We start from the raw sequence: 21,926 nt of genomic DNA, 5'->3' as shown, positions 1-21,926 counted from the left end.
TAGTTAACCATGGAGTCTGGCATGCGCAATCCCACCCTGTTGCAGTTCTTTCACTGGTATTACCCGGATGGCGGCAAACTCTGGCCCGAAGCCGCCGAACGTGCAGCATGGCTGGAAGAGGTCGGCTTTACCGCTATCTGGTTACCCCCGGCTTACAAAGGTGACTCCGGCGGTTATTCAGTCGGCTACGATAGCTACGATCTGTTTGATCTGGGTGAATTTGACGCCAAAGGCAGCCGCGCCACCAAATATGGTGACAAGGAACAGTTGCTGGCGGCGGTTGCGGCGCTGAAATCCCATAACCTTGGCGTGCTACTGGATGTGGTGCTCAACCATAAGATGGGCGCCGATGAAAAAGAGCCGGTGCTGGTTAACCGCGTCAATCCGGATAATCGCGAAGAGATCGACGATGAAGTGGTCGAGGCCGAAGCCTGGACACGCTTTACCTTTCCGCAACGCGCCGGCAAATACTCGCAATTCATCTGGGATTACAAATGCTTTAGCGGTGTCGATCATATCGAGAATCCGGATGAAAACGGTGTGTTTAAAATCGTTAATGACTACACCGGCGACGGCTGGAATCAACAGGTGGACGACGAACTGGGTAATTTTGACTATCTGATGGGCGCCAACATCGATTTTCGTAACCATGCGGTCACCGAGGAACTGAAATACTGGGCACGCTGGGTGATGGCGGAAGTACACTGTACCGGCTTCCGGCTTGATGCGGTAAAACATATTCCCGCATGGTTTTATAAAGAGTGGATTGAGCATATTCAGGAAGTGGCCGACCAGCCGATGTTTATTGTGGCGGAATACTGGTCCCACGAGGTGGATAAACTACAGCAGTACATCCATCAGGTAGAGGGAAAAACCATGTTATTCGATGCGCCGCTGCAGATGAATTTTCATAACGCCTCGAAACAGGGCGCCGATTACGATCTGAGCCAGGTCTTTAACGACACGCTGGTGGCTGCCGATGCCTTTCACGCCGTCACTATTGTCGCTAACCACGACACCCAACCGCTACAGGCGCTGGAAGCCCCGGTTGCCCCCTGGTTTAAACCCCTCGCCTACGCGCTGATTTTGCTACGCGAACAGGGCGTGCCGACGGTATTTTATCCCGATCTGTTTGGCGCCAGCTATCAGGATGAAGGCGGTGATGGCGAACCGCACCAGATTGAGATGCCGGTCATCCCCGAGCTGGAAGCGTTAATCCGCGCCCGCCAGCTGTATGCCCATGGGGTGCAGACCGATTATTTCGATCATCCCAACTGTATCGCCTTCAGTCGCAGCGGAACCGGGGAGTTCGCCGGCTGTGTGGTTGTGATGTCTAACGGTGATGAGGGTGAGAAAACCGTGGCGCTGGGAGAAGATCATGCGCATTCACAATGGTATGACTATCTGGGTCATCGTCAGCAGATTATTACCTGCGATAAACAAGGCAACGGGCAGTTTTACTGCAATGGCGGCAGCCTGAGCGTCTGGGTGGCGCAGCCAGCCTGATAATCACCCCGGAGAGAGACTCTCCGGGCTTCATCGCCAGCGCTTACTGCGCGATTTTTTGCACCTTCATCAGTGACGGTTCGATATTTTGCAATGACGTGGCGTTTGGCTGAGCCGGCAGCGCGTCCAGCGCCTGTTGGCACTCTGCGGTCGGATGCTCCATTTTTTGCAATTCCAGCTTGTCGTAGTGTAATACCTGGCCTTCCCTCTTCAGCGGCATTACACGTAACTGTCTGTTGACGTTAACATACTCGCCACCGCGTACCGTCAGTTTGCCCGGTTTGGCAATCACCCGCTGCCACTGGCGACAATCCAGCGTATCCCCCTGTGGGGTGATAATCAGGCTGGCCACCGCCTGGTCGCTGATTAACCCCGCCTGGGGAGTAAGAGTTTGCCAGTAACCCTGCAGGTCAGCAGGTGCTGGCGTCTTAACCGCCTGATCATAACTGGTAATCTGCGTACAACCGCTCAGTGCTAACGCACAAAGTGCAATCCACTTCTTCATTTTAATTCCCTAAGCTCAATGCGTACGCCGGTACGGTATAATCATTCCGGTAATTTCTGCAAGAAACATTCGCCAGATTTCCCTCCGTCTGCCGCCGGGGAAGCATCTGCGCTTTATGAAGTGTAAACTACCCGGATTGAATCAAAAGGATAACCCCGCATGAAAACCCCTGAAGAGTATTACACCCTCGCCCGCGCCATGTTCTTACAGGCGCATCCCGATTTCCATGCCGCCATGGATAAAATCAGCGAGCAGGATGCCCGGGCCATGGGGGTATCACTGGAGAAACTGCGCGAAATTCAGGCTGACCGCATCTATGCCGCTTTTCTGCGGGCGAAAAAACAGGATGCGATACTGTTCTCCATCCAGCTGGCCGAGCCAAATAAACAGGTAGCGGCGCAGGCGATAGAGAAATATCTACGTTCGCACGCCCGGGCATTGGGGATGACATGGGAAGAGTTCTGTATTAAAAATGATCTCTGAGCTGTGAAATGGGCAGGGAAACTGCTCATTATGCTAATTTATAATGATTATTTAACAAATATACGCCATTTCGACGATTAAAATTGTACAATTAACTATTTTTTGTATAACTTTAATACGCGACCAATAATCGCGTATTACCCTTGTAACCAATCGTGCGCTTGCACGGCCTCTGGAAGTGGCACAGGATTTCCACCTCCAGAGGTTTATTTTCTCCCTTTTCTCTCCCCGGCAACATTTGTAAACAACCGCGGTGATTCGCCCGGCAGCTAATGGTCTACCCTTAATAATGCCTCGTAGTGAGGACGTAACAGATTAAGGAGAAATTATGTTTGAACAGGCAAAAGACAAAGTTGATGAAGCCATCGGTGCCGGTCAGGAACAATTTGGCAAAGCCTCGCGTTCACCTGAATATGAAGTGAAAGGAAAAGTGCGTAAGCAGTTGGCGCGCGGCAGTTATGCGGTGGATGATCTTGTCGATTCTGTAAAACAGCAAACGCAAAGCTCTCCGCTCGCCTCACTGGCGATTGCTGTCGGCGTGGGTTTTGTCCTTGGGAAAGTTATTGGCCGCAAATAAGCCACGCCAGAGATCGGTGTAGCCGTTGACACCCGGCTATGAATGCCGCACTGAACGGGAGCCATCAACGGCTCCCGTCCGGCGTTTCAGATATCCGACCCGGCTGCGGCTTTATGCCTCTGATTTCTCATCAACATAACGTGTCACCGCCAGCAGGCGATTCACATGCGTCAGCAGCAGATCAACATCAGTTTGTAGAAACTCAGCAGGAGACTCGGTTGCCGTAAGAATGGCATTCTGAATATTCTGCGAAATATTATTTGAACCCTCTTTCCCTGCGGTCAGGAGCAGCGCGGCAATCAGCAAAGATTGCGCTTCAACCTGAGCCGTCAGCTCTTTGGTATCTACATCCATCTTCGCCAGCTTCATTAAAATGTCGATAACCAGTTGCTTCATTGGTATTCCCCTGTGATTTTTTTGCCAAAGACCTGACCAGACAGTCAGATAACGCTCATCGCCTTGATACGTGAATAGCCATAGCTGAAGGTCTGATCGCCGGGGCAAACCAGTACCAGTACATCGCCAGATTGCGCCTCGCCGAGCATCTCTGCGAGTTCAGTATCAAACTCTTTACTCAGCCCGGGCAACGCCATAAACATTTCACCAGGATAATCGTCGTTATCGTCCAGCGGCATATCTTCTATACGTGACCCCTTCACCACATAAATCAGCAGCTGCCTGCCTTCATGCAGCACTTCCGCTTTTAAATGTTTTCCTGTTGGATGCTTAGCCATATCCACTCCCGATCTGTACGCTGCCCGCAGACACGTCATTCTTAACGATTGCCAGCGATGAAACTACCACTGTCGCCCGCGTTTCGGAACGCTTGTTACCGCAAGAAACGATAATTATTGCGACAATCGCCGGATAAAACAGCAGTTAAAGCGCAGCCACCATTGATACTGTATTATTATCCAGTATTATTGGCGAGCAAAAAGATCACGGCAGGATTACTTACCAGAGAGGTTGACAGCAATGTTCGTCGAGTTGATTTACGATAAGCGCAATGTGGCAGGGCTAAACAATGCCAATGAGATGATCCGCGAAGAGCTGGAGAAGCGCATTCACCGTGCGTTCCCGGATGCAGTGGTAAAAGTTAAACCAATGCAACGTAATGCGATTGAAACCGATGCCAGTAAAGGTGACAAAGCGATCATGGCGCGCATTATCGAAGAGATGTTTGAAGAAGCGGATATGTGGCTGGTTGCAGACTTATAATCCGGCAGGCGCCGGGGGCTAATTATCCGGGCGCTGCCAGGCTAACCAGCGGATATAAAACAAGCTATTGCCAGCCACAGGGCGTAGACTGAGCTACCTGTAACGAGTGAGATAAAGAAAATGATCAGTCTCGACAGTTTACGCTTTTTTCGTTCCGGCACCCGGCAAATAAAATGCCCCGCCTGTGCGCATACTCATAAACAGCTTTCAGCGAAAATCAGCAAAGATCACACGCTAATTTGTCCTCAATGCGGCCACTATTTTACTGCCGTCCAACGCAACAGCGAAAAAACACCCTAAAAAATAATATTGCGCCAGGCCAAACTGCATTGCAACCGGTCGTAATAGTGCGAACCGTTGTAATGCAGGCGCGAGGTGTAGGTTGTCAGCAGAAAATACAGACGTAAAAAAACCCGCACAAGGCGGGCTTTTTTTTCAGGCTCTCTAACTGCTCAGGCCGGGGCCATCATCGCTATCGTAACAGAGCCTGCGGCGTTATTGCTTAGCGTGCAACAACGTTGGTCGCTGAAGGACCTTTAGCGCCGTTCTCAACAGAGAACTCTACGCTCTGACCTTCGTCGAGGGTCTTGAAGTTATCACCCTGGATTGCAGAGAAATGTACGAATACATCTTTGCTGCCATCGGTAGGAGAAATAAAGCCGAAACCTTTCTCAGCGTTAAACCATTTTACTAAACCAGTCATTTTGTTAGACATAATTCTTTCCTCTGAATTTCGAAGCCCGTAAACAGGCGGACAGGATTGCTTTGCAGATAATACTTATGAGCAAGGTAATAAGAAGATTCAGGAAAAGAGATATCTAAGATAACGCTCGAACTGAGAACTGCTTTAATAAAACCGCTTGGCATAAATAGGTCTGTACCACAAACCGATGCGCTATTTACACACGTAACGACTTTTTAAGCAAGCACTATCATCAATTTATTTTTAACAGGCGTAACCTGACGGCAACAATATCCGGCCGGTAACCGCCATGAAAAAGACTCGCACAATGCGAGTCCCGGCAGATAATCAGGCTTCATTCTCGATACGATTGGCTTCAATCTCGAGATCCTGCACGGTTTTTTCCAGTGTTTCGAGTACCGCCCCCTGGCGGGTAAGCAAATCATTGATCGCGGCGGCAAAGGTGTCGTTTTTATATTCACCCGCATCAAATGCCAGCCACTGTGCTGACAGGGTTTCCGTATTGGACTGGGCATAGTGACGCATCTCTTTCAGCTGCGAAGTCACATCACGTAAATAGTCGGTCTGCGTTTTCAGCGTTTCATTATCACTCATGCTGGTTCCCTTTCTGGTTATTTAAAGTAAATAAGGCGAACTACCCAGTTAAATGTAGTGAAAAATCGCCAGTTAACCTTAAGAATAATCGGAAGATGCCGCAGCAGGGTGAAGCAGAACAAAAAAAGGCCGCCAGCAAAGCTGGCAGCCTGGTAAAATTTGTGACCTCTCCCCGGCGCTTATCTCCGGCACTCACACTGCGGTGGCGTTAGCTCTGCGAAAGGACAGCCACAGCATGCCAGAGCCATTCTCAACGAAAGTTATACCAACCGCCGATTTGTCAGAGCGGCGCTTCATCCAGTACGCGATGCAGCACGGCAGACAGCTCATTAATTTCAAATTTTGCCACATAACCATTAGCGCCTACTTTGCGCACATGATCTTCGTTGGCGCTGCCCGACAGTGAGGAGTGGATCACCACCGGCAGATTCCTCAGGATGGAATCACTTTTAATATTGCGCGTCAGCGTAAAACCATCCATTTCCGGCATTTCCAGATCGGTTAACACCAGCGAAATTTTATCGCTAATCGGCCGCCCTTCAGACAGCGCCTGCTTGGCTATTACCTTGATTCTTTCCCAGGCATCAAGTCCGGTATTATACATTTCACACGGAATGCCCATAATCTTCAGCCCCTGCTCCAGCATGTTGCGGGCAACTTTGGAATCTTCGGCAACAATCGCCACCGCGCCAGGGGTGAAACGGAAAACTTTTTCTTTGATTTGCTCCGGCGGAACGTCGCGAATTGACGGAATAATGTCCTGCAGGATCTGCTCAACATCCAGCACCAGCGCCATATTATTGCCGTTACCCTGCTCTTCATCATCCAGCAACGCGATGCTGGTCACATTACGGCTGCTGACACTGGCATCGGCGGGATGGACCTGGTTCCAGTTAAGACGCACGATATTATCCACTGACTCCACGGCAAACGCCTGAGTGTTACGGGCATACTCCGTGACCAGCAGCAGATTAAGACCGGTAGTCGGTACGCAACCGACTACCGCAGGCATATCAATAACCGGGATCAACTGCCCACGAATATTTGCCATACCCAGCAACGGCGAACGCATACCTGCAGCACGGGTAATAGGAAGCATCGGCACAATTTCACGCAGCTTAAATACATTCAGGCCAAACAGCTCAGATTTTTCATCCTGGCTGGCTTTTCCCAGTCGGAATAATAAAAGTTCGAACTTATTTGATAATGTTAGATTTGCCCTTTCATCGATTTCTTTCTGAAAGTTATCCATTTTTACCTCTAAGTTATTATTAATTAATGTAAACTTACATGTGATATCGATGATGAGCTAAAGCAATGAAACCTTCGCTTCCTCACTTCTCACCAGCATGGGTGCTGTGTTAATCACTGATGAGGGTTATCGGCAGTGAAATAAAAAAGTACAGAGCTAACTGCCGGACATTCGATGCGATTTTTAAAAGTGTGCGCTAAACACGGTTAACGCCAACACCGGCGATAAAAAAAGCCTCGTCGGCATGAGCCTTATAGGCTTGCAGGACAATAGTCGGGTTAAGGGATGCAAATGCAGCGCCGATAACCACGCCGGTTACACCTGCATATTCATAATATCCTGATAAGCGGTAATCAGCTTATTACGCACCTGAATCCCCATCTGCATTGATATCGATGATTTCTGAAGATCGACCATCACATCGTTCAGCGCCACACCGGGCTTACCCATTTCAAAATCCTGCGCCTGATTGCGCGCGGCGTTCTGCGTTTCACTGATCTTACCCAATGCTGCTTTCAACTGACCGGCGAAATCTGCATGCGCGGTGCTGTCAGTGCTTTGATTGCTGGCCTGTAACATCGCCGTCTGCAACTGCTGCACCACACTTTCGATGCCCTGAATTGCCATCTGTTTACCTCTGATCGTGATGAAGATGATTTTTAATGCTGCAAACTTATCACAGCGTCAATAAGACAAAGCCTGTAAATAGCAGCAAAAAACACAGCTTATCTGGCAATCAAATTTTGCGATTAAGAAAATAATGTCAGTCCATTGGGGTGGAACTTTTTACTGCAAGCCGCATCAGGGAGTCAGCTTTGCTACCACACAACGTGAAACCGTCAGGTCAACTGTCAGGCAGGAAATGGTCATGAATGCTACTGTCACTCAGGATTCAGCAGAAAAGAAAGGCTTCAGTGACCTTTTGGTTCGCCTGCGTGCAAACCCTCGCGTTCCTATAATCATTGCCTCCGCGTTTGTTATTGCGGTTGTTATCGCCATGGTCCTGTGGGCCAAAGCGCCCGACTATCGTGTGCTTTACAATAACCTCACCGACGAAGATGGCGGCGCAATTGTTACACAGTTAACCCAGATGAACGTTCCCTACCGTTTTGAAGAGAACGGCGGCGCATTAATGGTGCCAGCGGAAAAAGTTCACGAGCTGCGGTTACGCCTGGCGCAACAAGGATTACCGAAAGGCGGAGCGGTTGGCTTTGAATTACTGGACAAAGAGAAGTTCGGCATTAGCCAGTTCAGTGAACAGGTTAATTATCAGCGCGCTCTGGAAGGCGAGCTGGCGCGAACCATTGAAACCTTTGGTCCGGTAAAAAGCGCACGAATCCATCTGGCGATGCCAAAGCCGACCTTATTTGTACGCGAACAAAAATCGCCATCCGCTTCCGTTACGCTCAACCTGCAACCGGGCCGCGCACTTGATGAAGGCCAAATCAGCGCGGTAGTGCATATGGTTTCCAGCAGCGTCGCGGGCTTACCGCCAGGCAATGTTACCGTCGTCGACCAGGCGGGACGCCTGTTAACCCGGGCTGATGCTGCAGGTCGTGATCTTAACGATGCCCAGCTGAAATACACTACCGATGTAGAAAACCGTTATCAGCAACGTATCGAAGCGATTCTTGGCCCAATCGTTGGTCAGGGCAATGTGCATGCTCAGGTTACTGCGCAGATCGACTTTGACAGCCGTGAGCAGACTGACGAGCAGTATAAACCGAACACCGATCTCTCCACGGCGGCGGTTCGCTCGCGCCAGAGCAGCCTTAGCGAACAGTTGGGTGGACAGAATCCAGGCGGCGTACCCGGTGCATTATCGAATCAGCCAGCACCGGCTAATACGGCGCCAATTGCGACTGAGAACACCACGCCTAACGCCAAGACGGCGGCGAACAACGCCAATACGGCTAATGCAGCGAATACGGCAGCCAGCACCGGCTCAAGCAGTGCCCGTGTGGTACCGTCTAATACCCGCAAAGATGACACCACTAACTACGAAGTCGACCGCACTATTCGTCACACCAAGATGAATGTCGGCAATGTTAAACGTCTGTCGGTAGCTGTAGTTGTTAACTACCGCGCCGATGATAAAGGCAAAGAGATCGCGCTTAACGAGCAACAAATTAAGCAGATCGAAGACCTGACGCGTGAAGCCATGGGCTTCTCCACCGACCGGGGAGATAGCGTCAATGTCGTCAACTCACTGTTTACTCAGAGCGATGTCAGCGGTGGTGAACTGCCGTTCTGGCAACAACAGTCGTTCTTTGAACAGATGATGATCGCCGGACGCTGGCTGCTGATTGCACTGATTGCCTTTATCCTGTATCGCAAACTGGTACGCCCTCACGTGGTGCGCAAACAGAAGCAGGAGAAAGCAGCCGCCGAAGCCGCTGCGGCAATGTCCCTGGAGCCAGCGGAAGAAGCCTACTCAGTCACGCTTAGTAAAGACGAGCAGGAGCAGGAACGTAAATCTCAGCATCGCATGAGCGCTGAGGTTCTGAGCCAACGTATTCGCGAGATGTCAGATAACGATCCGCGAGTGGTGGCACTGGTTATTCGCCAATGGATGAGTAACGAACTATGAGTCTGACCGGAACCGACAAAAGCGCCATCCTGATGATGACACTTGGTGAAGAGCGTGCAGCGGAGGTGTTTAAACACCTTGGCACTCGTGAAGTGCAGCATCTCAGCGCCGCAATGGCCAACATGAAGCAGGTATCTCATAAACAGCTGACTGAAGTGTTGCGGGAATTCGAAGCTGATGCTGAGCAATTTGCCGCTCTGAGCCTCAACTCTAATGACTATCTGCGCTCGGTGCTGACCAAAGCGCTGGGAGAGGAGCGTGCCGCCAGCCTGCTGGAGGATATCCTCGAAACGCGCGAAACCACCACCGGCATGGAGACGCTCAACTTTATGGAGCCGCAGTCGGCGGCAGACCTGATCCGCGACGAACACCCGCAGATTATCGCCACCATCCTGGTGCATCTGAAACGCGGGCAGGCAGCCGATATTCTGGCCCTGTTCGACGATCGCCTGCGCCACGATGTCATGCTGCGTATTGCCACTTTCGGTGGCGTACAGCCAGCCGCTCTGGCCGAACTGACCGAAGTACTGAACTCACTGCTTGATGGTCAGAACCTTAAGCGTGCGAAGATGGGCGGCGTAAGAACCGCAGCCGAGATTATCAACCTGATGAAGACGCAGCAGGAAGAGGCGGTTATCGAGGCCGTACGCGAATTCGATGGCGAACTGGCGCAAAAAATTATCGACGAGATGTTCCTGTTCGAAAATCTGGTGGAAGTGGACGACCGCAGTATCCAGCGCCTGCTGCAGGAAGTGGAGTCCGAACAGCTGCTGGTCGCGCTGAAAGGTTCCGAACAGCCGCTGCGCGAGAAGTTCCTCAAAAACATGTCTGCGCGCGCTGCCGATATCCTGCGCGACGACCTGGCCAACCGAGGCCCGGTACGTATGTCGGCGGTGGAAAACGAGCAGAAGGCAATTTTGCTGATTGTGCGTCGTCTGGCGGAAAGTGGCGAGATGGTGATTGGCGGCGGCGAGGAAACTTATGTCTGATGCCTTTTCTTCCCGGCCGTGGAAAACCTGGCTGCCTGATGATTTAGCGCAGCCTGAGAAACCGTTAACTGATGAGTTTGTTGTGCCGCAGATCGCCACCGACGACAGCGATGAGCAACAAAGCATGCTGGAGTCAATGCAGGCGCAGATTCGTAATGAAGCGCAGAGTACCGGCTATGCCGAAGGCTATAAAAAAGGCTTAAGCGAAAGTCAGCAGGCTGGTTATGAAGCGGGTTTTCAGCAAGGCCTGGCGGAAGCCCAGCAGCAGCAGGCGCCATTACAAGCGCGCATGCAGCAGTTGGTCACCGAATTCCAGCACACGCTGGAGGCGCTCGACAGCGTAATTGCGGCGCGTCTGATGCAGATGGCGCTGGAAGCCGCGCGTCAGGTGATTGGTCAGGCAACGGCGGTTGATGGTTCCGCCCTGCTGCGCCAGATACAACAGATGATTCAGCAGGAACCGATGTTCAGCGGCAAGCCGCAGCTGCGTGTCCATCCGGATGATCTGCAACGCGTTGAGCAGACACTGGGCGCCACGCTGGACCTGCATGGTTGGCGTTTACTGGCCGACAGCTCGCTGCATCCTGGCGGCTGTAAAGTCAGTGCTGAAGATGGCGACCTTGACGCCAGCATTGCTACGCGCTGGCATGAGCTGTGCCGCCTTGCCGCACCGGGAGAATTGTAATGACAACGCGTCTTTCACGCTGGCTGGGGGTTCTCGACTCTTTCGAACAACGCATGGGCCAGTTGCCGACGGTGCGGCGTTATGGTCGTCTGACCCGCGCCACCGGGCTGGTGCTGGAAGCTACCGGCCTGCAACTGCCGCTCGGCGCCACCTGCGTGATTGAGCGCAATGATGGACATCAGATTTCCGAAGTAGAGAGTGAAGTCGTCGGCTTCAATGGCAGTCGGCTGTTTCTGATGCCGCTGGAAGAGGTCGAAGGCATTCTGCCCGGCGCGCGCGTATTCGCCAGAGTGGTCGGTGAAAACCAGCACAGTGGTAAACAACTGTTGCTCGGGCCTGAACTGCTTGGCCGCGTACTGGACGGCAGCGGTCGTCCTCTGGATGGCTTACCGGCGCCGGATACCGGCTACCGCGCCGCCCTGATCACCCCACCGTTTAACCCGTTACAGCGTACGCCGATTACCGACGTGCTGGATACCGGCGTGCGTGCCATTAATGCCCTGCTCACCGTCGGCCGAGGTCAACGCATGGGGCTGTTTGCCGGCTCCGGCGTCGGTAAAAGCGTGCTGCTGGGCATGATGGCGCGTTATACCAAAGCGGATGTGATTGTGGTGGGATTGATCGGCGAACGTGGCCGTGAAGTAAAAGACTTTATCGAAAATATTCTGGGCGTTGAGGGGCGTTCGCGCGCCGTGGTGATCGCCGCGCCAGCCGATGTTTCTCCCCTATTGCGAATGCAGGGTGCGGCCTACGCCACGCGTATTGCCGAAGATTTCCGCGATCGCGGTCAGCATGTCTTGCTGATCATGGATTCTCTGACGCGTTATGCCATGGCGCAGCGTGAGATCGCGCTGGCGATTGGCGAACCGCCGGCCACCAAAGGTTATCCACCTTCGGTATTTGCCAAACTGCCGGCGCTGGTTGAGCGCGCCGGCAATGGCATCGATGGCGGCGGCTCGATTACCGCATTTTATACCGTACTGACGGAAGGCGATGACCAGCAGGATCCAATTGCCGACTCCGCGCGCGCCATTCTTGATGGCCATATTGTGCTGTCACGACGTCTGGCGGAGGCCGGCCACTATCCGGCGATTGATATTGAAGCGTCAATCAGCCGTGCGATGACTTCGCTGATCGATGAGAAACATTACGCCCGCGTGCGTCAGTTTAAGCAGTTGCTGTCGAGTTATCAGCGCAACCGCGATCTGGTGAGCGTCGGCGCCTATGCCGCTGGTAGCGACCCGACACTGGATAAAGCGATAAAACTCTATCCCGAACTGGAAGCATTCCTGCAACAAGGCATTTTTGAGCGCAGTCATTATGACGACGCCTGTCTGCATCTGCAGGCCATCTTTGGTTAATGATGATCACGAGCCGGCATTATCCGGCCCAACATAAAAACATCCGTTGAGGCCAGCATGGTGAAACAGAATACACCCATTGAGACCCTGCGTGATCTGGCGCAGAAAGATGTCGAAAAAGCCGCGCTACAGTTGGGTAATGTACGCCGGGCGCATAAGCAGGCTGATGAACAACTCTCCATGCTGCTCAACTATCAGGATGAATATCGCAGCAAGCTGAACAATGATATGTCAGGCGGTATCGCCAGTACCCGCTGGCATAACTATCACCAGTTTATTTTTACCCTGGAAAAAGCCATTGAGCAGCACCGCAATCAACTGGCGCAGTGGAACGTAAAACTGGAACAGGCTTTGCGGTTGTGGCGTAGCAAACAACAGCGTCTCCACGCTTACGAAACCTTACAGGCGCGAGCTACAGCCAATGAATTAGTACAAGAAAACCGTCTCGATCAGAAACGGATGGATGAATTTGCCCAACGGGCATCATTGAGGAAAGGCGAATGATTACGCTGCCAACACTTCCCACTTCAGTCACCTCAGAAAACGGCATTGATACGTCAGCAACCGGTGCAAATCTTCTTGCTGACGACAGTAAACCGCAAGCTTTTTTGACCCTGCTGGGTAATCGTCTTTTAACTCTGGCCCAGAAGTCGGGCGAGAACACCGCTGATACCACACAGTTGGCGTCGGGCGAAACCAGCGAAGAGCAACCGGTTAGCGAACTGAGCGCTCTGCTCGCGGCACTGGATAAACCGGAAACGCTCAATACACTATTGCAAGCGGAAAATGTTAAAGGCGACAGCAAAACCGCCGATGATAAAGATAAGCTAAAAACAACCGAATTAAGCGATAGTGATATGCAGGCCTTACAGGCGCTATTTGCCATGCTGCCCCAGAATCCGGCTCTGGCCCAGGTCACCACCGCCAATCAGAGTGATATGCTCACCGCCACCACTCGCGATGGTAGTGACAAAACAAACGCATTAGCCGCAATGCTCAGCAATATCACTGGTCAGACAACCGCTGATGCCACCAGTGAGAGTGTGCCCACTGGCGTCAGCAGCGCGGCGATGACTCAGGTCGCTGACGGCAAATCGACTACCGCATTGATGCCGTCAGCGATTGATGTCAACAGCAATGGCAGTAGTCAAACCAGGAGTGATGATGGCAGCGTTTCATCGGCCACCAGTGCGTTTCAGCAGGTATTAAACAGCATCAGTAAAGAGGAGTTGCAGGATCAGAACCTGAATCAGTCCAGCAGCACTCCGAACCTCAGCGCTGTGGTCTCAAGCGCCAGTACAGCGGCAACGGCGCCAATCGCTTCGGCCACCACGATGACACCGGCAACGCCGCAGTTGAATTCACAGCTCGGTAGCCCGGAGTGGCAGCAAGCGTTAGGACAGCAAGTACTGATGTTTAGCCGAAACGGCCAGCAGAATGCCGAGTTGCGCCTGCATCCACAGGATCTGGGCAGTATTCAAATTAGTCTGAAACTGGATAACGACCAGGCCCAGCTGAGTATGGTCTCCGGCCATAGTCAGGTGCGCGCCGCGCTTGAGGCCGCCATCCCGCAATTGCGCACAGCGCTGGCTGAGAGCGGCATCAACCTCGGTCAGACCAGCGTCAGCAGTGATGCCTTCCCTCAAAGCCAGTCTTTTAATGGCCAGCAGGAATCGCGTCGCGACAGTAGCGGCAACAGCAGTTTTGCTCAGGCACTGGAAGGCGATAGCGAAATCACGCCGATTGCCGTACCAGCCGCCCTGCAGGCACGTGCCACAGGCAATAATTCTGTCGATATTTTCGCCTGATTGCGACAAACGCATAAGGTAATAGCAAAACGCGCGTCTTTTCCTCCCATTGAAAGGCGAGAGACGCGGGATAATCTGACCTGGCTCGCCGGCTGGCGATGCTAAAATAATTCACAGGAAGTAACTGCCATCATGTCTGAAAAAGCGAAAACCAAAGGCCGCAAACGTTCAATTATGATCCCAGCATTACTGGTCGTAACGCTGATCGCTTGTGGCGTGGCAGGTTATACCGTCTGGCGAATGATGAATAAGCCTGCTGATGCTGCCCACGCGGTTGAAAAGCAGGAACCACCGGCCGCGCCAATCTTTTTAGCTCTTGATACTTTTACGGTTAACCTGGTTAATGCTGACAACGATCCGGATCGCGTACTGTACGTAGGTTTTACCCTGCGCGTACCCAATGAGGAAACGCACCGTCGCATGACTGACTATCTGCCAGAAGTCCGCAGCCGGTTACTGTTACTGCTGTCTCGTCAGAATGCTGTCGCACTGGCGAATGAACAGGGTAAACAGGATCTGGTCACGCAGATTAAGCAGGTGCTGGCGCCTCCGCTGGTGAAAGGTCAACCTCCGCAGGTGGTAGACGATGTCCTGTTTACTGCCTTCATTTTGAGGTGAATCAATGGGCGATAGCATTCTCTCCCAGGCTGAGATCGATGCGCTGCTTAACGGCGACAGCGACAGCACGGAAGATGTAAAAATTAAAGGTAAGGGCGATAGCGATATCCGTCCTTATGACCCAAATACCCAGCGTCGCGTGGTGCGCGAGCGTTTACAGGCGCTGGAAATTATTAACGAACGCTTTGCACGTGCATTTCGTATGGGTCTGTTCAACCTGTTGCGTCGTAGTCCGGATATCAGCGTCGGCGGTATCAAGATTCAGCCTTATCATGAATTTGCCCGCAACCTGCCGGTTCCGACCAACCTGAACCTGATCCACCTGAAGCCCCTGCGCGGAACGGCACTGTTTGTGTTCTCCCCGGGGCTGGTGTTTATCGCCGTAGATAACCTGTTTGGCGGTGACGGTCGCTTTCCGACCAAAGTGGAAGGACGCGAATTTACCCATACCGAACAGCGCGTGATCCGCCGCATGCTGAAGCTGGCGCTGGATAGTTACAGCGAAGCCTGGAAGGCGATTTACCCGCTCGATGTGGAGTATGTGCGTTCGGAAATGCAGGTAAAGTTTACCAATATCACCACCTCGCCAAACGATATCGTGGTGACCACCCCTTTCCAGGTGGAAATTGGCAATCTGATGGGCGAATTTAACATCTGTATTCCGTTCAGCATGATTGAACCGCTGCGCGAACTGCTGGTTAACCCGCCGCTGGAGAACTCGCGTCAGGAAGATCACAGCTGGCGTGAGACGCTGGTGAAGCAGGTTCAACACTCGGAACTGGAACTGGTGGCGAATTTTGCCGACGTATCACTGCAAATATCGCGCATTTTAAAATTAAAACCCGGTGATGTACTGCCGATTGAAAAGCCCGAACGCATTATCGCGCACGTCGATGGTGTGCCAGTATTAACCAGTCAATATGGCACGCTGAATGGCCAATATGCGCTGCGTGTGGAACATTTGATTAACCCGATTTTGAATTCGCTGAATGAGGAACAGCCCCATGACTGATAATAAACCGTCCGACGATAACGGGTCCGCGGACGATCTGTGGGCTGAGGCAATGAACGAGCAGGCGGCATCTTCCAGCGCGCCTTCACCGGAATCTGTATTTAAGTCTCTGGAAAGCAATGAAGTTATCGGTTCAATGCAGGACATTGACCTGATTATGGATATTCCGGTCAAGCTCAGCGTTGAACTGGGCCGCACCAAGATGACCATCAAAGAGCTGCTGCGTCTGTCGCAGGGTTCGGTTGTGGCGCTGGACGGCCTGGCCGGTGAACCGCTGGATATTCTGATCAACGGTTACCTGATTGCGCAGGGTGAAGTCGTAGTGGTGGCGGATAAATACGGCGTACGTATTACCGATATCATTACTCCGTCTGAACGTATGCGTCGACTGAGTCGCTAAATGAGAAGCGGCACTCAGCAGCTTCAACAGATACCGGCGTCACAACCCGCCACTAGCGCGGGTTCCATGCTGACCCAGGTAAGTTCCGTGCTGGCGTTTATCGTCTTACTGATTCTGTGCTGTGCCTGGCTGGCGCGCCGTTTTGGCTTCGCTGCCAAAAAGGTCGGCTCGCAGTCGTTAAAGATTAGCGCCAGTGTCAGTGTCGGCCAGCGTGAACGCGTGGTGATTGTCGATGTGGATGACGCGCGCCTGGTACTGGGTGTAACCGCACAAAATATTACGCATCTGCATACTCTGCCGCCGAAAGCCCCGGAAGAAGATCCGACGCCAACGACGCCAGCAGATTTTCGCCAGGTGCTCCAGACGTTGATCAAACGCCCGGGGAAACCACAATGATTCGTCGCCTGCTACCGCTGCTGCCACTGTTACTGCTGGCGCCTGAAGTTCACGCCCAGCTGCCGGGCTTAGTCAGTCACCCGCTGGCCAACGGCGGACAAAGCTGGTCACTGCCGGTGCAGACGCTGGTGTTTATCACCTCGCTGACCTTTTTACCGGCAATATTGCTGATGATGACCAGCTTCACCCGTATCATCATCGTCTTTGGCCTGCTGCGCAACGCGCTGGGTACGCCATCGGCGCCGCCAAACCAGGTAATGCTTGGTCTGGCGCTGTTTCTGACCTTTTTTATTATGGCGCCGGTGTTTGACAAGATTTATCAGGATGCTTATCTGCCGTTTAGTGAGGATAAGATCAGCATGGAAGTGGCGATCGATAAAGGCGCCCAGCCGCTACGTGAATTTATGCTGCGTCAGACGCGCGAAGCCGACCTGGCTCTGTTTGCCCGGCTGGCTAATACGGCGCCGATTGCCGGCCCGGAAGCCGTACCAATGCGCATTTTGCTGCCGGCCTATGTCACCAGCGAGCTAAAAACCGCATTTCAGATTGGTTTTACCGTATTTATTCCATTTTTGATTATCGATTTAGTGGTCGCCAGCGTCCTGATGGCATTGGGGATGATGATGGTGCCGCCGGCGACCATCTCCCTGCCGTTTAAGCTGATGCTGTTTGTGCTGGTCGATGGCTGGCAACTGCTGGTGAGTTCGCTGGCGCAAAGTTTTTATTCGTGAGTGGTTATCTCCAGCGGAATCCTTAATGGCTCCCGGATTAAAGCGCGGCATTAATGCCATCCCCTACAATGTTTCATCTCACCCAGGGAATAAAAAATGACTCCTGAATCGGTAATGGTCCTTGGCCAGGAAGCGATGAAAGTGGCGCTGGCGCTGGCCGCTCCCCTGCTGCTGGCGGCGTTAGTCAGCGGTCTGTTAATCAGCCTGTTGCAGGCGGCGACCCAGGTAAACGAACAAACGCTGTCGTTTATCCCGAAAATCCTCGCCGTCGCCTCTACCGTAGTGATTGCCGGCCCGTGGATGCTCAGCCTGGTGCTGGACTATATGCGCACCCTGTTTAACAACCTGCCGTATATCATCGGCTGATGCTGACTTTCGACAGTAGCCAGCTGATGACCTGGCTAAGTCAATTTTTCTGGCCAATGGTGCGCATTCTGGCACTGATTGCGACCGCGCCGATCCTCAGCGAGCGCGCGATCAACCGTAAAGTCAAAGTTGGTCTGGCGGCGATGATCACCTTCCTGCTGGTGCCGTTGCTGCCAGCCACTAATGTCACGCTATTTTCAGTTGGCGGCTTCTGGCTGCTGATTCAGCAGATGCTGATTGGCATCGCGCTGGGTTTTACCATGCAGTTTGCTTTTGCGGCGGTGCGTACCGCCGGTGAAATTATCGGTCTGCAAATGGGCCTTTCCTTTGCCACGTTCTTCGATCCGGGCAGCCGGTTGAATATGCCGGTGCTGGCACGTTTTCTCGATATGCTGGCGATGTTACTGTTTCTGAGTTTCAACGGCCACTTATGGTTAATCTCGCTGCTGGCAGACAGCTTTCATACCCTGCCAATTGGTGGCGACCCGCTTAATTCCAATGCATTTATGGCGCTGACCAAAGCCGGTGGATTAATTTTCCTTAATGGCATGATGTTAGCGTTACCGCTTATCACTTTGCTGCTCACCTTAAATATGGCACTGGGTTTGTTAAACCGTGTTTCACCACAACTCTCCGTTTTTGCCATCGGTTTCCCGGTAACATTGTCAATTGGCATTATGACGATGGGCATCATGATGCCGCTGCTGGCCCCTTTCTGCGAACATTTGTTCAGTGAAGTGTTTGATTTGCTGTCTGACATCCTCTCCGAGATGCCGCGCTAGCAAACATTAGCCGCACAAACACAACCGCACCGTGATACTTAAGCAGTCAAAAACTATATGTGCATTTTTCGAACCATTTTTAACAGAATTCAACTAAGGAAATTCTGATAAATGCATTTGTTCGATGAAAATTATTCTTATTAAATGTCGCTTCGCGTATTTTAAAAATGAAATCCCAAACGGAGATGACACAGGTTTAGTGCTTTCCCATAGCGCAAACAGGTGTTTTTAAAGGACTTTTTTATTTATTTTTTTTGCTTGTCTTAAATTGGTTTTTGCGGCATTGTCAACACTCCTCGGGGTGTCATACATTCGGAGAGTAAATGCTTTTAAGAATTGTCCTATCAGCATCAGACTGGTTCTGCGCGATAGTGACAAGGCTTTCAAAAAATTGCGGTGGATTCTATGAAATGGCGGGCTGCCAGTTGGTCGTTCTGACCAGCACGATCCCACTGCGTTTAGACAGAGTCATACGTCTCCCAAACCCAAACTATGCAGCAATAAGCAAGGATGAAAAGATGGTCCTGGCAGAACATCTGCTCCGACGTCTTGAGCTGAGTAACAATAAAAAACCTGATAAGCAATCTTTCTCGTACCGCGATACGCGTAATTCATCGTTGATTTAACGGATAACAATTTGGTGAGGGTCGCTAACATGCCAACGATTATTATGGATTCATGCAGCTACACACGACTTGGTCTAATGGACTACATGGCTTTGAAAGGAGTGAAGAAAAAGAATATCTCCTCAGCTAGTGATATCGACCAGCTTCATAATAAATGCCAACAGGTCAAGCCTGGCATTGTATTTATTAATGAAGAATGTTTTATTCACGAAGCAGATGCCAGCCAGCGGATCCGTAGTATCATTATGCAGCATCCGGATACGTTATTCTTTATATTTATGGCAATCTCGAATATCCATTTTGAGGAATACCTCTATGTTCGTAAGAACTTGATTATTACATCAAAATCGATAAAGCCATCAACTTTAGACAATCTGCTGAGTACCTATTTACAAAAAAAAATCAGCGCCACAACGCGTATTTCATCTGGGCTCGATGTTCATCCATTGACATTAAGCCAGACTGAATCAAACATGCTGAAAATGTGGATGTCAGGGCATGATACCATTCAGATCTCTGACAAGATGCAGATTAAAGCCAAGACGGTGTCATCGCACAAAGGCAATATTAAACGTAAAATTAAAACCCACAATAAACAAGTCATTTATCATGTCGTTCGTTTGACGGATAATGTCACCTCGGGTATTTATGTGAATGTGAGATAATCACGCAGTGAAAGGGCCGGCAGCCGCCGGCCTTTTATTTTATGCTGTTCCTCTGTTTTTGCGATGTTGATCGCACTTCTCCCCCTAATGTTTTCTCTGTTAAAGCCGATGTCTGGATTGATTATCGGAGCTGTGCTTCGCCCTTCATCTGACAGAGAGCTACAGGATATGAAAGCTAAACAAGCGACGCCCGAACAAGGTGGGATAAGTTTTTGGGAGCATGTGCGACTGGTCCCTTTGTTCACCGTGATCTTCAGCGGGATTTTGCTGCTGTTTGCAGCATGCATCGGTCTCTCCAGCTATTTCCTGATCCACAGTAACCAGTCGTTAAACAATGCCACTCAGGAAATACAGACACGTCTCGGGCTGTCTAACAGCTCTAACCACCTGCGTACCGCACGTCTGCTGATTATCCATGCCGGTGCGGCGACCCGCATTGGCGATATGGATGAATTCAACGCTAACCTTGCCGCGACGGAAAAACGTTTGAAGCAGGCACAGGAGAGCTTTCTAATCTATGCCAATCGCCCGAATAAAACGGCGGAAGATATCCCCCTTGACGATCCGCTAAAACAGCTTTTTGAGGAGTATCTGAATAAAGGCGTGATGCCAATGCTGGAATCCGTCAGGCAAGGCAGCTTTGAAGGCGCGATTGCGCAAGAAACCGATGTTATCCGCAAAATGGATGATGCCTACAATCTGGTACTGCTGAAAGCAATTAAGATCCGCACCGACCGGGCGGCAGCGATTAATATTGAGGCCTCGAAACAGTCTCATCTTGGCTTTATTATGATGGGCGTCGCCTTTGCCGTTGCCCTGGCGCTGACCACGATTACCTTTGTCTTCCTGCGTCGGGTGATTGTTAATCCACTGCATAATGCAGTCGGGCGTATTGAGCGCATCGCCAGCGGTGATTTAACCACGCCGATTCGCCAGTGGGGACGGAATGAAATTGGCACCCTGAGCAATAACCTGCAGCTGATGCAGCAGGCGCTGCTAAAAACCGTTGGCTCAGTGCGCGAAGGCGCCGTTGCCATTTATCAGGGTTCCAGCGAAATTTCCGCCGGTAATATTAACCTCTCCTCACGCACCGAGCAGCAGGCAGCCGCGCTGGAGCAAACTGCCGCCAGTATGGAACAGCTCACCGCCACCGTGAAACAGAACACGGAAAACGCCCATCATGCCAGCCAGCTGGCAGCCGATGCCTCAGGCAAAGCACGCCAGGGCGGTGATATTGTTACCGGTGTGGTGAGTACTATGAACAATATATCCAATAGTTCGAAGAAAATTGCTGAAATTACCACGGTGATTAACAGCATCGCCTTCCAGACCAATATTCTGGCACTGAACGCCGCAGTAGAAGCTGCGCGCGCCGGCGAACAGGGGCGCGGATTCGCCGTGGTGGCCAGCGAAGTACGCAACCTCGCCCAGCGCAGCGCGCAGGCAGCAAAAGAGATTGATGGCTTGATCTCGGAATCCGTGTCGCTGATCGGCAGAGGTTCTTCACAGGCAAGTCAGGCTGGCGATACGATGCATGAAATTGTTGATGCGGTACGCCGTGTGACAGACATTATGGCGGAAATTGCTGCGGCTTCCGATGAGCAGAGTCGTGGTATTGAGCAGGTTAGCCAGGCGGTTACCGAGATGGATAATGTCACGCAGCAGAACGCCTCACTGGTTGAAGAGGCATCCTCTGCGGCATCCTCACTCGAAGAGCAGGCAGCACGTCTGACCCAGGCCGTTGCCGCTTTCCGGCTTAACGATCGGCAACAAGCAGGCAGAAGTAGCCCGCCTTCGGCAGTGGTGGCCAAACCGGCACGTGCTGGAGCCGGCAAAGCTGCGGTGACCAGTGGGGATAATTGGGAAACTTTCTGAAAAGATGGCGGGAGCCATAAATGTGACGGGAGCCATAAATGGCTCCCCTACGGTGTTTCAGATAGATTTGCGTAGGGGCGGCATTAATGCCGCCCGTATCAAAGATTTGCACCAGCCGTTAATGGCGGCATTAATGCCACCCGTATCAATGATTTGCGTAGGGGCGGCATTAATGCCGCCCGTA

Annotated in this window: 27 protein-coding genes; 20 read left to right on the top strand and 7 right to left on the bottom strand. The window is 51.8% G+C overall.

The annotated features are described in order from the left end of the window. Positions 1-21 precede the first annotated feature (21 nt). Positions 22-1,506: an alpha-amylase gene (gene amyA / locus JWF83_RS00340; protein WP_413647912.1), complete on the top strand. Its 1,485-nt coding sequence runs from the start codon at positions 22-24 to the stop codon at positions 1,504-1,506. Positions 1,507-1,549: 43 nt separating this feature from the next. Here amyA and yedD read toward each other — a convergent pair whose 3' ends face one another. After that, positions 1,550-2,011: a lipoprotein YedD gene (gene yedD, locus JWF83_RS00335; RefSeq protein ID WP_413647911.1), complete on the bottom strand. Its 462-nt coding sequence runs from the start codon at positions 2,009-2,011 to the stop codon at positions 1,550-1,552. 159 nt (positions 2,012-2,170) lie between these two features. Between yedD and JWF83_RS00330 the strand changes: the two genes are divergently transcribed. Then, on the top strand, positions 2,171-2,494 hold the full coding sequence (locus tag JWF83_RS00330) for a DUF6388 family protein (RefSeq protein WP_413647910.1): 324 nt from the start codon (positions 2,171-2,173) through the stop codon (positions 2,492-2,494). Positions 2,495-2,822: 328 nt separating this feature from the next. Then, positions 2,823-3,071, top strand: coding sequence for a CsbD family protein (locus JWF83_RS00325; RefSeq protein WP_413647909.1), 249 nt, complete (start codon positions 2,823-2,825; stop codon positions 3,069-3,071). 111 nt (positions 3,072-3,182) lie between these two features. On the opposite strand, the gene iraP is transcribed toward JWF83_RS00325, so the two are convergent. Both iraP and JWF83_RS00315 read right to left on the bottom strand, forming a co-directional pair. Next, entirely contained in the window at positions 3,183-3,467 is a 285-nt protein-coding gene (gene iraP / locus JWF83_RS00320; RefSeq protein WP_413647908.1) for an anti-adapter protein IraP, read from the bottom strand. 44 nt (positions 3,468-3,511) lie between these two features. Then, on the bottom strand, positions 3,512-3,805 hold the full coding sequence (locus JWF83_RS00315; protein ID WP_413647907.1) for a hypothetical protein: 294 nt from the start codon (positions 3,803-3,805) through the stop codon (positions 3,512-3,514). A gap of 241 nt (positions 3,806-4,046) precedes the next feature. Between JWF83_RS00315 and JWF83_RS00310 the strand changes: the two genes are divergently transcribed. Together JWF83_RS00310 and JWF83_RS00305 are read left to right on the top strand one after the other, a co-directional pair. Beyond that, positions 4,047-4,289 (top strand): DinI-like family protein, encoded by a 243-nt coding sequence (locus JWF83_RS00310; RefSeq protein ID WP_413647906.1) that lies wholly within the window; start codon positions 4,047-4,049, stop codon positions 4,287-4,289. Positions 4,290-4,409: 120 nt separating this feature from the next. Continuing rightward, on the top strand, positions 4,410-4,589 hold the full coding sequence (locus JWF83_RS00305) for a YnfU family zinc-binding protein (protein ID WP_413647905.1): 180 nt from the start codon (positions 4,410-4,412) through the stop codon (positions 4,587-4,589). A 202-nt stretch (positions 4,590-4,791) separates the two neighbouring features. On the opposite strand, the gene cspA is transcribed toward JWF83_RS00305, so the two are convergent. The 4 genes from cspA to fliE form a co-directional block, all read right to left on the bottom strand. After that, positions 4,792-5,004, bottom strand: coding sequence for an RNA chaperone/antiterminator CspA (cspA, locus tag JWF83_RS00300; RefSeq protein WP_017800059.1), 213 nt, complete (start codon positions 5,002-5,004; stop codon positions 4,792-4,794). Positions 5,005-5,319: 315 nt separating this feature from the next. Further along, positions 5,320-5,586 (bottom strand): hypothetical protein, encoded by a 267-nt coding sequence (locus JWF83_RS00295; RefSeq protein WP_413647904.1) that lies wholly within the window; start codon positions 5,584-5,586, stop codon positions 5,320-5,322. A gap of 280 nt (positions 5,587-5,866) precedes the next feature. Further along, a complete protein-coding gene (locus tag JWF83_RS00290) occupies positions 5,867-6,838 on the bottom strand; it encodes a chemotaxis protein (protein WP_413647903.1) in 972 nt (323 codons plus the stop codon). A gap of 315 nt (positions 6,839-7,153) precedes the next feature. After that, complete coding sequence (fliE, locus tag JWF83_RS00285) at positions 7,154-7,465, bottom strand: flagellar hook-basal body complex protein FliE (RefSeq protein WP_413647902.1); 312 nt, start codon at positions 7,463-7,465, stop codon at positions 7,154-7,156. A gap of 241 nt (positions 7,466-7,706) precedes the next feature. Here fliE and fliF point away from each other — a divergent pair, with 241 nt between their 5' ends. From fliF to JWF83_RS00210, 15 genes are all read left to right on the top strand, one after another. After that, positions 7,707-9,428 (top strand): flagellar basal-body MS-ring/collar protein FliF, encoded by a 1,722-nt coding sequence (gene fliF, locus JWF83_RS00280; RefSeq protein ID WP_413647901.1) that lies wholly within the window; start codon positions 7,707-7,709, stop codon positions 9,426-9,428. After that, positions 9,425-10,417: a flagellar motor switch protein FliG gene (fliG, locus tag JWF83_RS00275; protein ID WP_413647900.1), complete on the top strand. Its 993-nt coding sequence runs from the start codon at positions 9,425-9,427 to the stop codon at positions 10,415-10,417. The genes fliF and fliG overlap by 4 nt, the downstream gene beginning before the upstream one ends. Continuing rightward, positions 10,410-11,102, top strand: a complete 693-nt coding sequence (gene fliH / locus JWF83_RS00270) for a flagellar assembly protein FliH (RefSeq protein WP_413647899.1) — start codon at positions 10,410-10,412, stop codon at positions 11,100-11,102. Before fliG ends, fliH begins: the two co-directional genes overlap by 8 nt. Next, positions 11,102-12,463 carry a flagellar protein export ATPase FliI gene (gene fliI / locus JWF83_RS00265; protein ID WP_413647898.1) on the top strand — a complete coding sequence of 454 codons (1,362 nt, stop codon included), beginning with the start codon at positions 11,102-11,104 and terminating at the stop codon, positions 12,461-12,463. The genes fliH and fliI overlap by 1 nt, the downstream gene beginning before the upstream one ends. A 57-nt stretch (positions 12,464-12,520) precedes the next feature. After that, complete coding sequence (gene fliJ, locus JWF83_RS00260) at positions 12,521-12,967, top strand: flagellar export protein FliJ (RefSeq protein WP_413647897.1); 447 nt, start codon at positions 12,521-12,523, stop codon at positions 12,965-12,967. Further along, on the top strand, positions 12,964-14,271 hold the full coding sequence (locus JWF83_RS00255; protein WP_413647896.1) for a flagellar hook-length control protein FliK: 1,308 nt from the start codon (positions 12,964-12,966) through the stop codon (positions 14,269-14,271). The genes fliJ and JWF83_RS00255 overlap by 4 nt, the downstream gene beginning before the upstream one ends. Before the next feature lie 132 nt (positions 14,272-14,403). Next, complete coding sequence (gene fliL / locus JWF83_RS00250) at positions 14,404-14,889, top strand: flagellar basal body-associated protein FliL (protein ID WP_413647895.1); 486 nt, start codon at positions 14,404-14,406, stop codon at positions 14,887-14,889. A 4-nt stretch (positions 14,890-14,893) separates the two neighbouring features. After that, complete coding sequence (gene fliM, locus JWF83_RS00245; protein WP_413647894.1) at positions 14,894-15,901, top strand: flagellar motor switch protein FliM; 1,008 nt, start codon at positions 14,894-14,896, stop codon at positions 15,899-15,901. Further along, on the top strand, positions 15,894-16,301 hold the full coding sequence (gene fliN / locus JWF83_RS00240; protein ID WP_413647893.1) for a flagellar motor switch protein FliN: 408 nt from the start codon (positions 15,894-15,896) through the stop codon (positions 16,299-16,301). Before fliM ends, fliN begins: the two co-directional genes overlap by 8 nt. Next, positions 16,302-16,697: a flagellar biosynthetic protein FliO gene (fliO, locus tag JWF83_RS00235; protein WP_413647892.1), complete on the top strand. Its 396-nt coding sequence runs from the start codon at positions 16,302-16,304 to the stop codon at positions 16,695-16,697. After that, positions 16,697-17,428 (top strand): flagellar type III secretion system pore protein FliP, encoded by a 732-nt coding sequence (fliP, locus tag JWF83_RS00230; RefSeq protein ID WP_413647926.1) that lies wholly within the window; start codon positions 16,697-16,699, stop codon positions 17,426-17,428. The genes fliO and fliP overlap by 1 nt, the downstream gene beginning before the upstream one ends. A gap of 96 nt (positions 17,429-17,524) precedes the next feature. After that, on the top strand, positions 17,525-17,794 hold the full coding sequence (gene fliQ / locus JWF83_RS00225; RefSeq protein WP_413647891.1) for a flagellar biosynthesis protein FliQ: 270 nt from the start codon (positions 17,525-17,527) through the stop codon (positions 17,792-17,794). Further along, entirely contained in the window at positions 17,794-18,576 is a 783-nt protein-coding gene (fliR, locus tag JWF83_RS00220) for a flagellar biosynthetic protein FliR (protein WP_413647890.1), read from the top strand. The genes fliQ and fliR overlap by 1 nt, the downstream gene beginning before the upstream one ends. A 655-nt stretch (positions 18,577-19,231) precedes the next feature. Beyond that, positions 19,232-19,867, top strand: a complete 636-nt coding sequence (gene rcsA, locus JWF83_RS00215; protein WP_413647889.1) for a transcriptional regulator RcsA — start codon at positions 19,232-19,234, stop codon at positions 19,865-19,867. A 168-nt stretch (positions 19,868-20,035) separates the two neighbouring features. Further along, entirely contained in the window at positions 20,036-21,742 is a 1,707-nt protein-coding gene (locus JWF83_RS00210) for a methyl-accepting chemotaxis protein (protein ID WP_413647888.1), read from the top strand. Positions 21,743-21,926: the final 184 nt, after the last annotated feature.

This window comes from Pantoea sp. B65 (genome assembly GCF_047308185.1).
Classification (GTDB): domain Bacteria; phylum Pseudomonadota; class Gammaproteobacteria; order Enterobacterales; family Enterobacteriaceae; genus Erwinia.
Note: the sequence above shows the minus strand (reverse complement) of the source record. Positions and strands in the feature narration are given on the sequence as shown.

Excerpts from the sequence above, each read along its gene's own strand:
- iraP (WP_413647908.1), bottom strand. The coding sequence starts at position 3,467 with ATGAAGCAACTGGTTATCGACATTTTAATGAAGCTGGCGAAGATGGAT.
- fliI (WP_413647898.1), top strand. The coding sequence starts at position 11,102 with ATGACAACGCGTCTTTCACGCTGGCTGGGGGTTCTCGACTCTTTCGAA.
- fliQ (WP_413647891.1), top strand. The coding sequence starts at position 17,525 with ATGACTCCTGAATCGGTAATGGTCCTTGGCCAGGAAGCGATGAAAGTG.
- cspA (WP_017800059.1), bottom strand. The coding sequence starts at position 5,004 with ATGTCTAACAAAATGACTGGTTTAGTAAAATGGTTTAACGCTGAGAAA.
- fliR (WP_413647890.1), top strand. The coding sequence starts at position 17,794 with ATGCTGACTTTCGACAGTAGCCAGCTGATGACCTGGCTAAGTCAATTT.
- fliM (WP_413647894.1), top strand. The coding sequence starts at position 14,894 with ATGGGCGATAGCATTCTCTCCCAGGCTGAGATCGATGCGCTGCTTAAC.
- yedD (WP_413647911.1), bottom strand. The coding sequence starts at position 2,011 with ATGAAGAAGTGGATTGCACTTTGTGCGTTAGCACTGAGCGGTTGTACG.
- fliE (WP_413647902.1), bottom strand. The coding sequence starts at position 7,465 with ATGGCAATTCAGGGCATCGAAAGTGTGGTGCAGCAGTTGCAGACGGCG.
- rcsA (WP_413647889.1), top strand. The coding sequence starts at position 19,232 with ATGCCAACGATTATTATGGATTCATGCAGCTACACACGACTTGGTCTA.
- JWF83_RS00305 (WP_413647905.1), top strand. The coding sequence starts at position 4,410 with ATGATCAGTCTCGACAGTTTACGCTTTTTTCGTTCCGGCACCCGGCAA.
- JWF83_RS00330 (WP_413647910.1), top strand. The coding sequence starts at position 2,171 with ATGAAAACCCCTGAAGAGTATTACACCCTCGCCCGCGCCATGTTCTTA.
- JWF83_RS00295 (WP_413647904.1), bottom strand. The coding sequence starts at position 5,586 with ATGAGTGATAATGAAACGCTGAAAACGCAGACCGACTATTTACGTGAT.
- fliH (WP_413647899.1), top strand. The coding sequence starts at position 10,410 with ATGTCTGATGCCTTTTCTTCCCGGCCGTGGAAAACCTGGCTGCCTGAT.
- JWF83_RS00210 (WP_413647888.1), top strand. The coding sequence starts at position 20,036 with ATGAAAGCTAAACAAGCGACGCCCGAACAAGGTGGGATAAGTTTTTGG.
- JWF83_RS00310 (WP_413647906.1), top strand. The coding sequence starts at position 4,047 with ATGTTCGTCGAGTTGATTTACGATAAGCGCAATGTGGCAGGGCTAAAC.
- fliJ (WP_413647897.1), top strand. The coding sequence starts at position 12,521 with ATGGTGAAACAGAATACACCCATTGAGACCCTGCGTGATCTGGCGCAG.
- fliN (WP_413647893.1), top strand. The coding sequence starts at position 15,894 with ATGACTGATAATAAACCGTCCGACGATAACGGGTCCGCGGACGATCTG.
- fliO (WP_413647892.1), top strand. The coding sequence starts at position 16,302 with ATGAGAAGCGGCACTCAGCAGCTTCAACAGATACCGGCGTCACAACCC.
- fliG (WP_413647900.1), top strand. The coding sequence starts at position 9,425 with ATGAGTCTGACCGGAACCGACAAAAGCGCCATCCTGATGATGACACTT.
- fliL (WP_413647895.1), top strand. The coding sequence starts at position 14,404 with ATGTCTGAAAAAGCGAAAACCAAAGGCCGCAAACGTTCAATTATGATC.
- JWF83_RS00315 (WP_413647907.1), bottom strand. The coding sequence starts at position 3,805 with ATGGCTAAGCATCCAACAGGAAAACATTTAAAAGCGGAAGTGCTGCAT.
- amyA (WP_413647912.1), top strand. The coding sequence starts at position 22 with ATGCGCAATCCCACCCTGTTGCAGTTCTTTCACTGGTATTACCCGGAT.
- fliF (WP_413647901.1), top strand. The coding sequence starts at position 7,707 with ATGAATGCTACTGTCACTCAGGATTCAGCAGAAAAGAAAGGCTTCAGT.
- JWF83_RS00325 (WP_413647909.1), top strand. The coding sequence starts at position 2,823 with ATGTTTGAACAGGCAAAAGACAAAGTTGATGAAGCCATCGGTGCCGGT.
- JWF83_RS00255 (WP_413647896.1), top strand. The coding sequence starts at position 12,964 with ATGATTACGCTGCCAACACTTCCCACTTCAGTCACCTCAGAAAACGGC.
- JWF83_RS00290 (WP_413647903.1), bottom strand. The coding sequence starts at position 6,838 with ATGGATAACTTTCAGAAAGAAATCGATGAAAGGGCAAATCTAACATTA.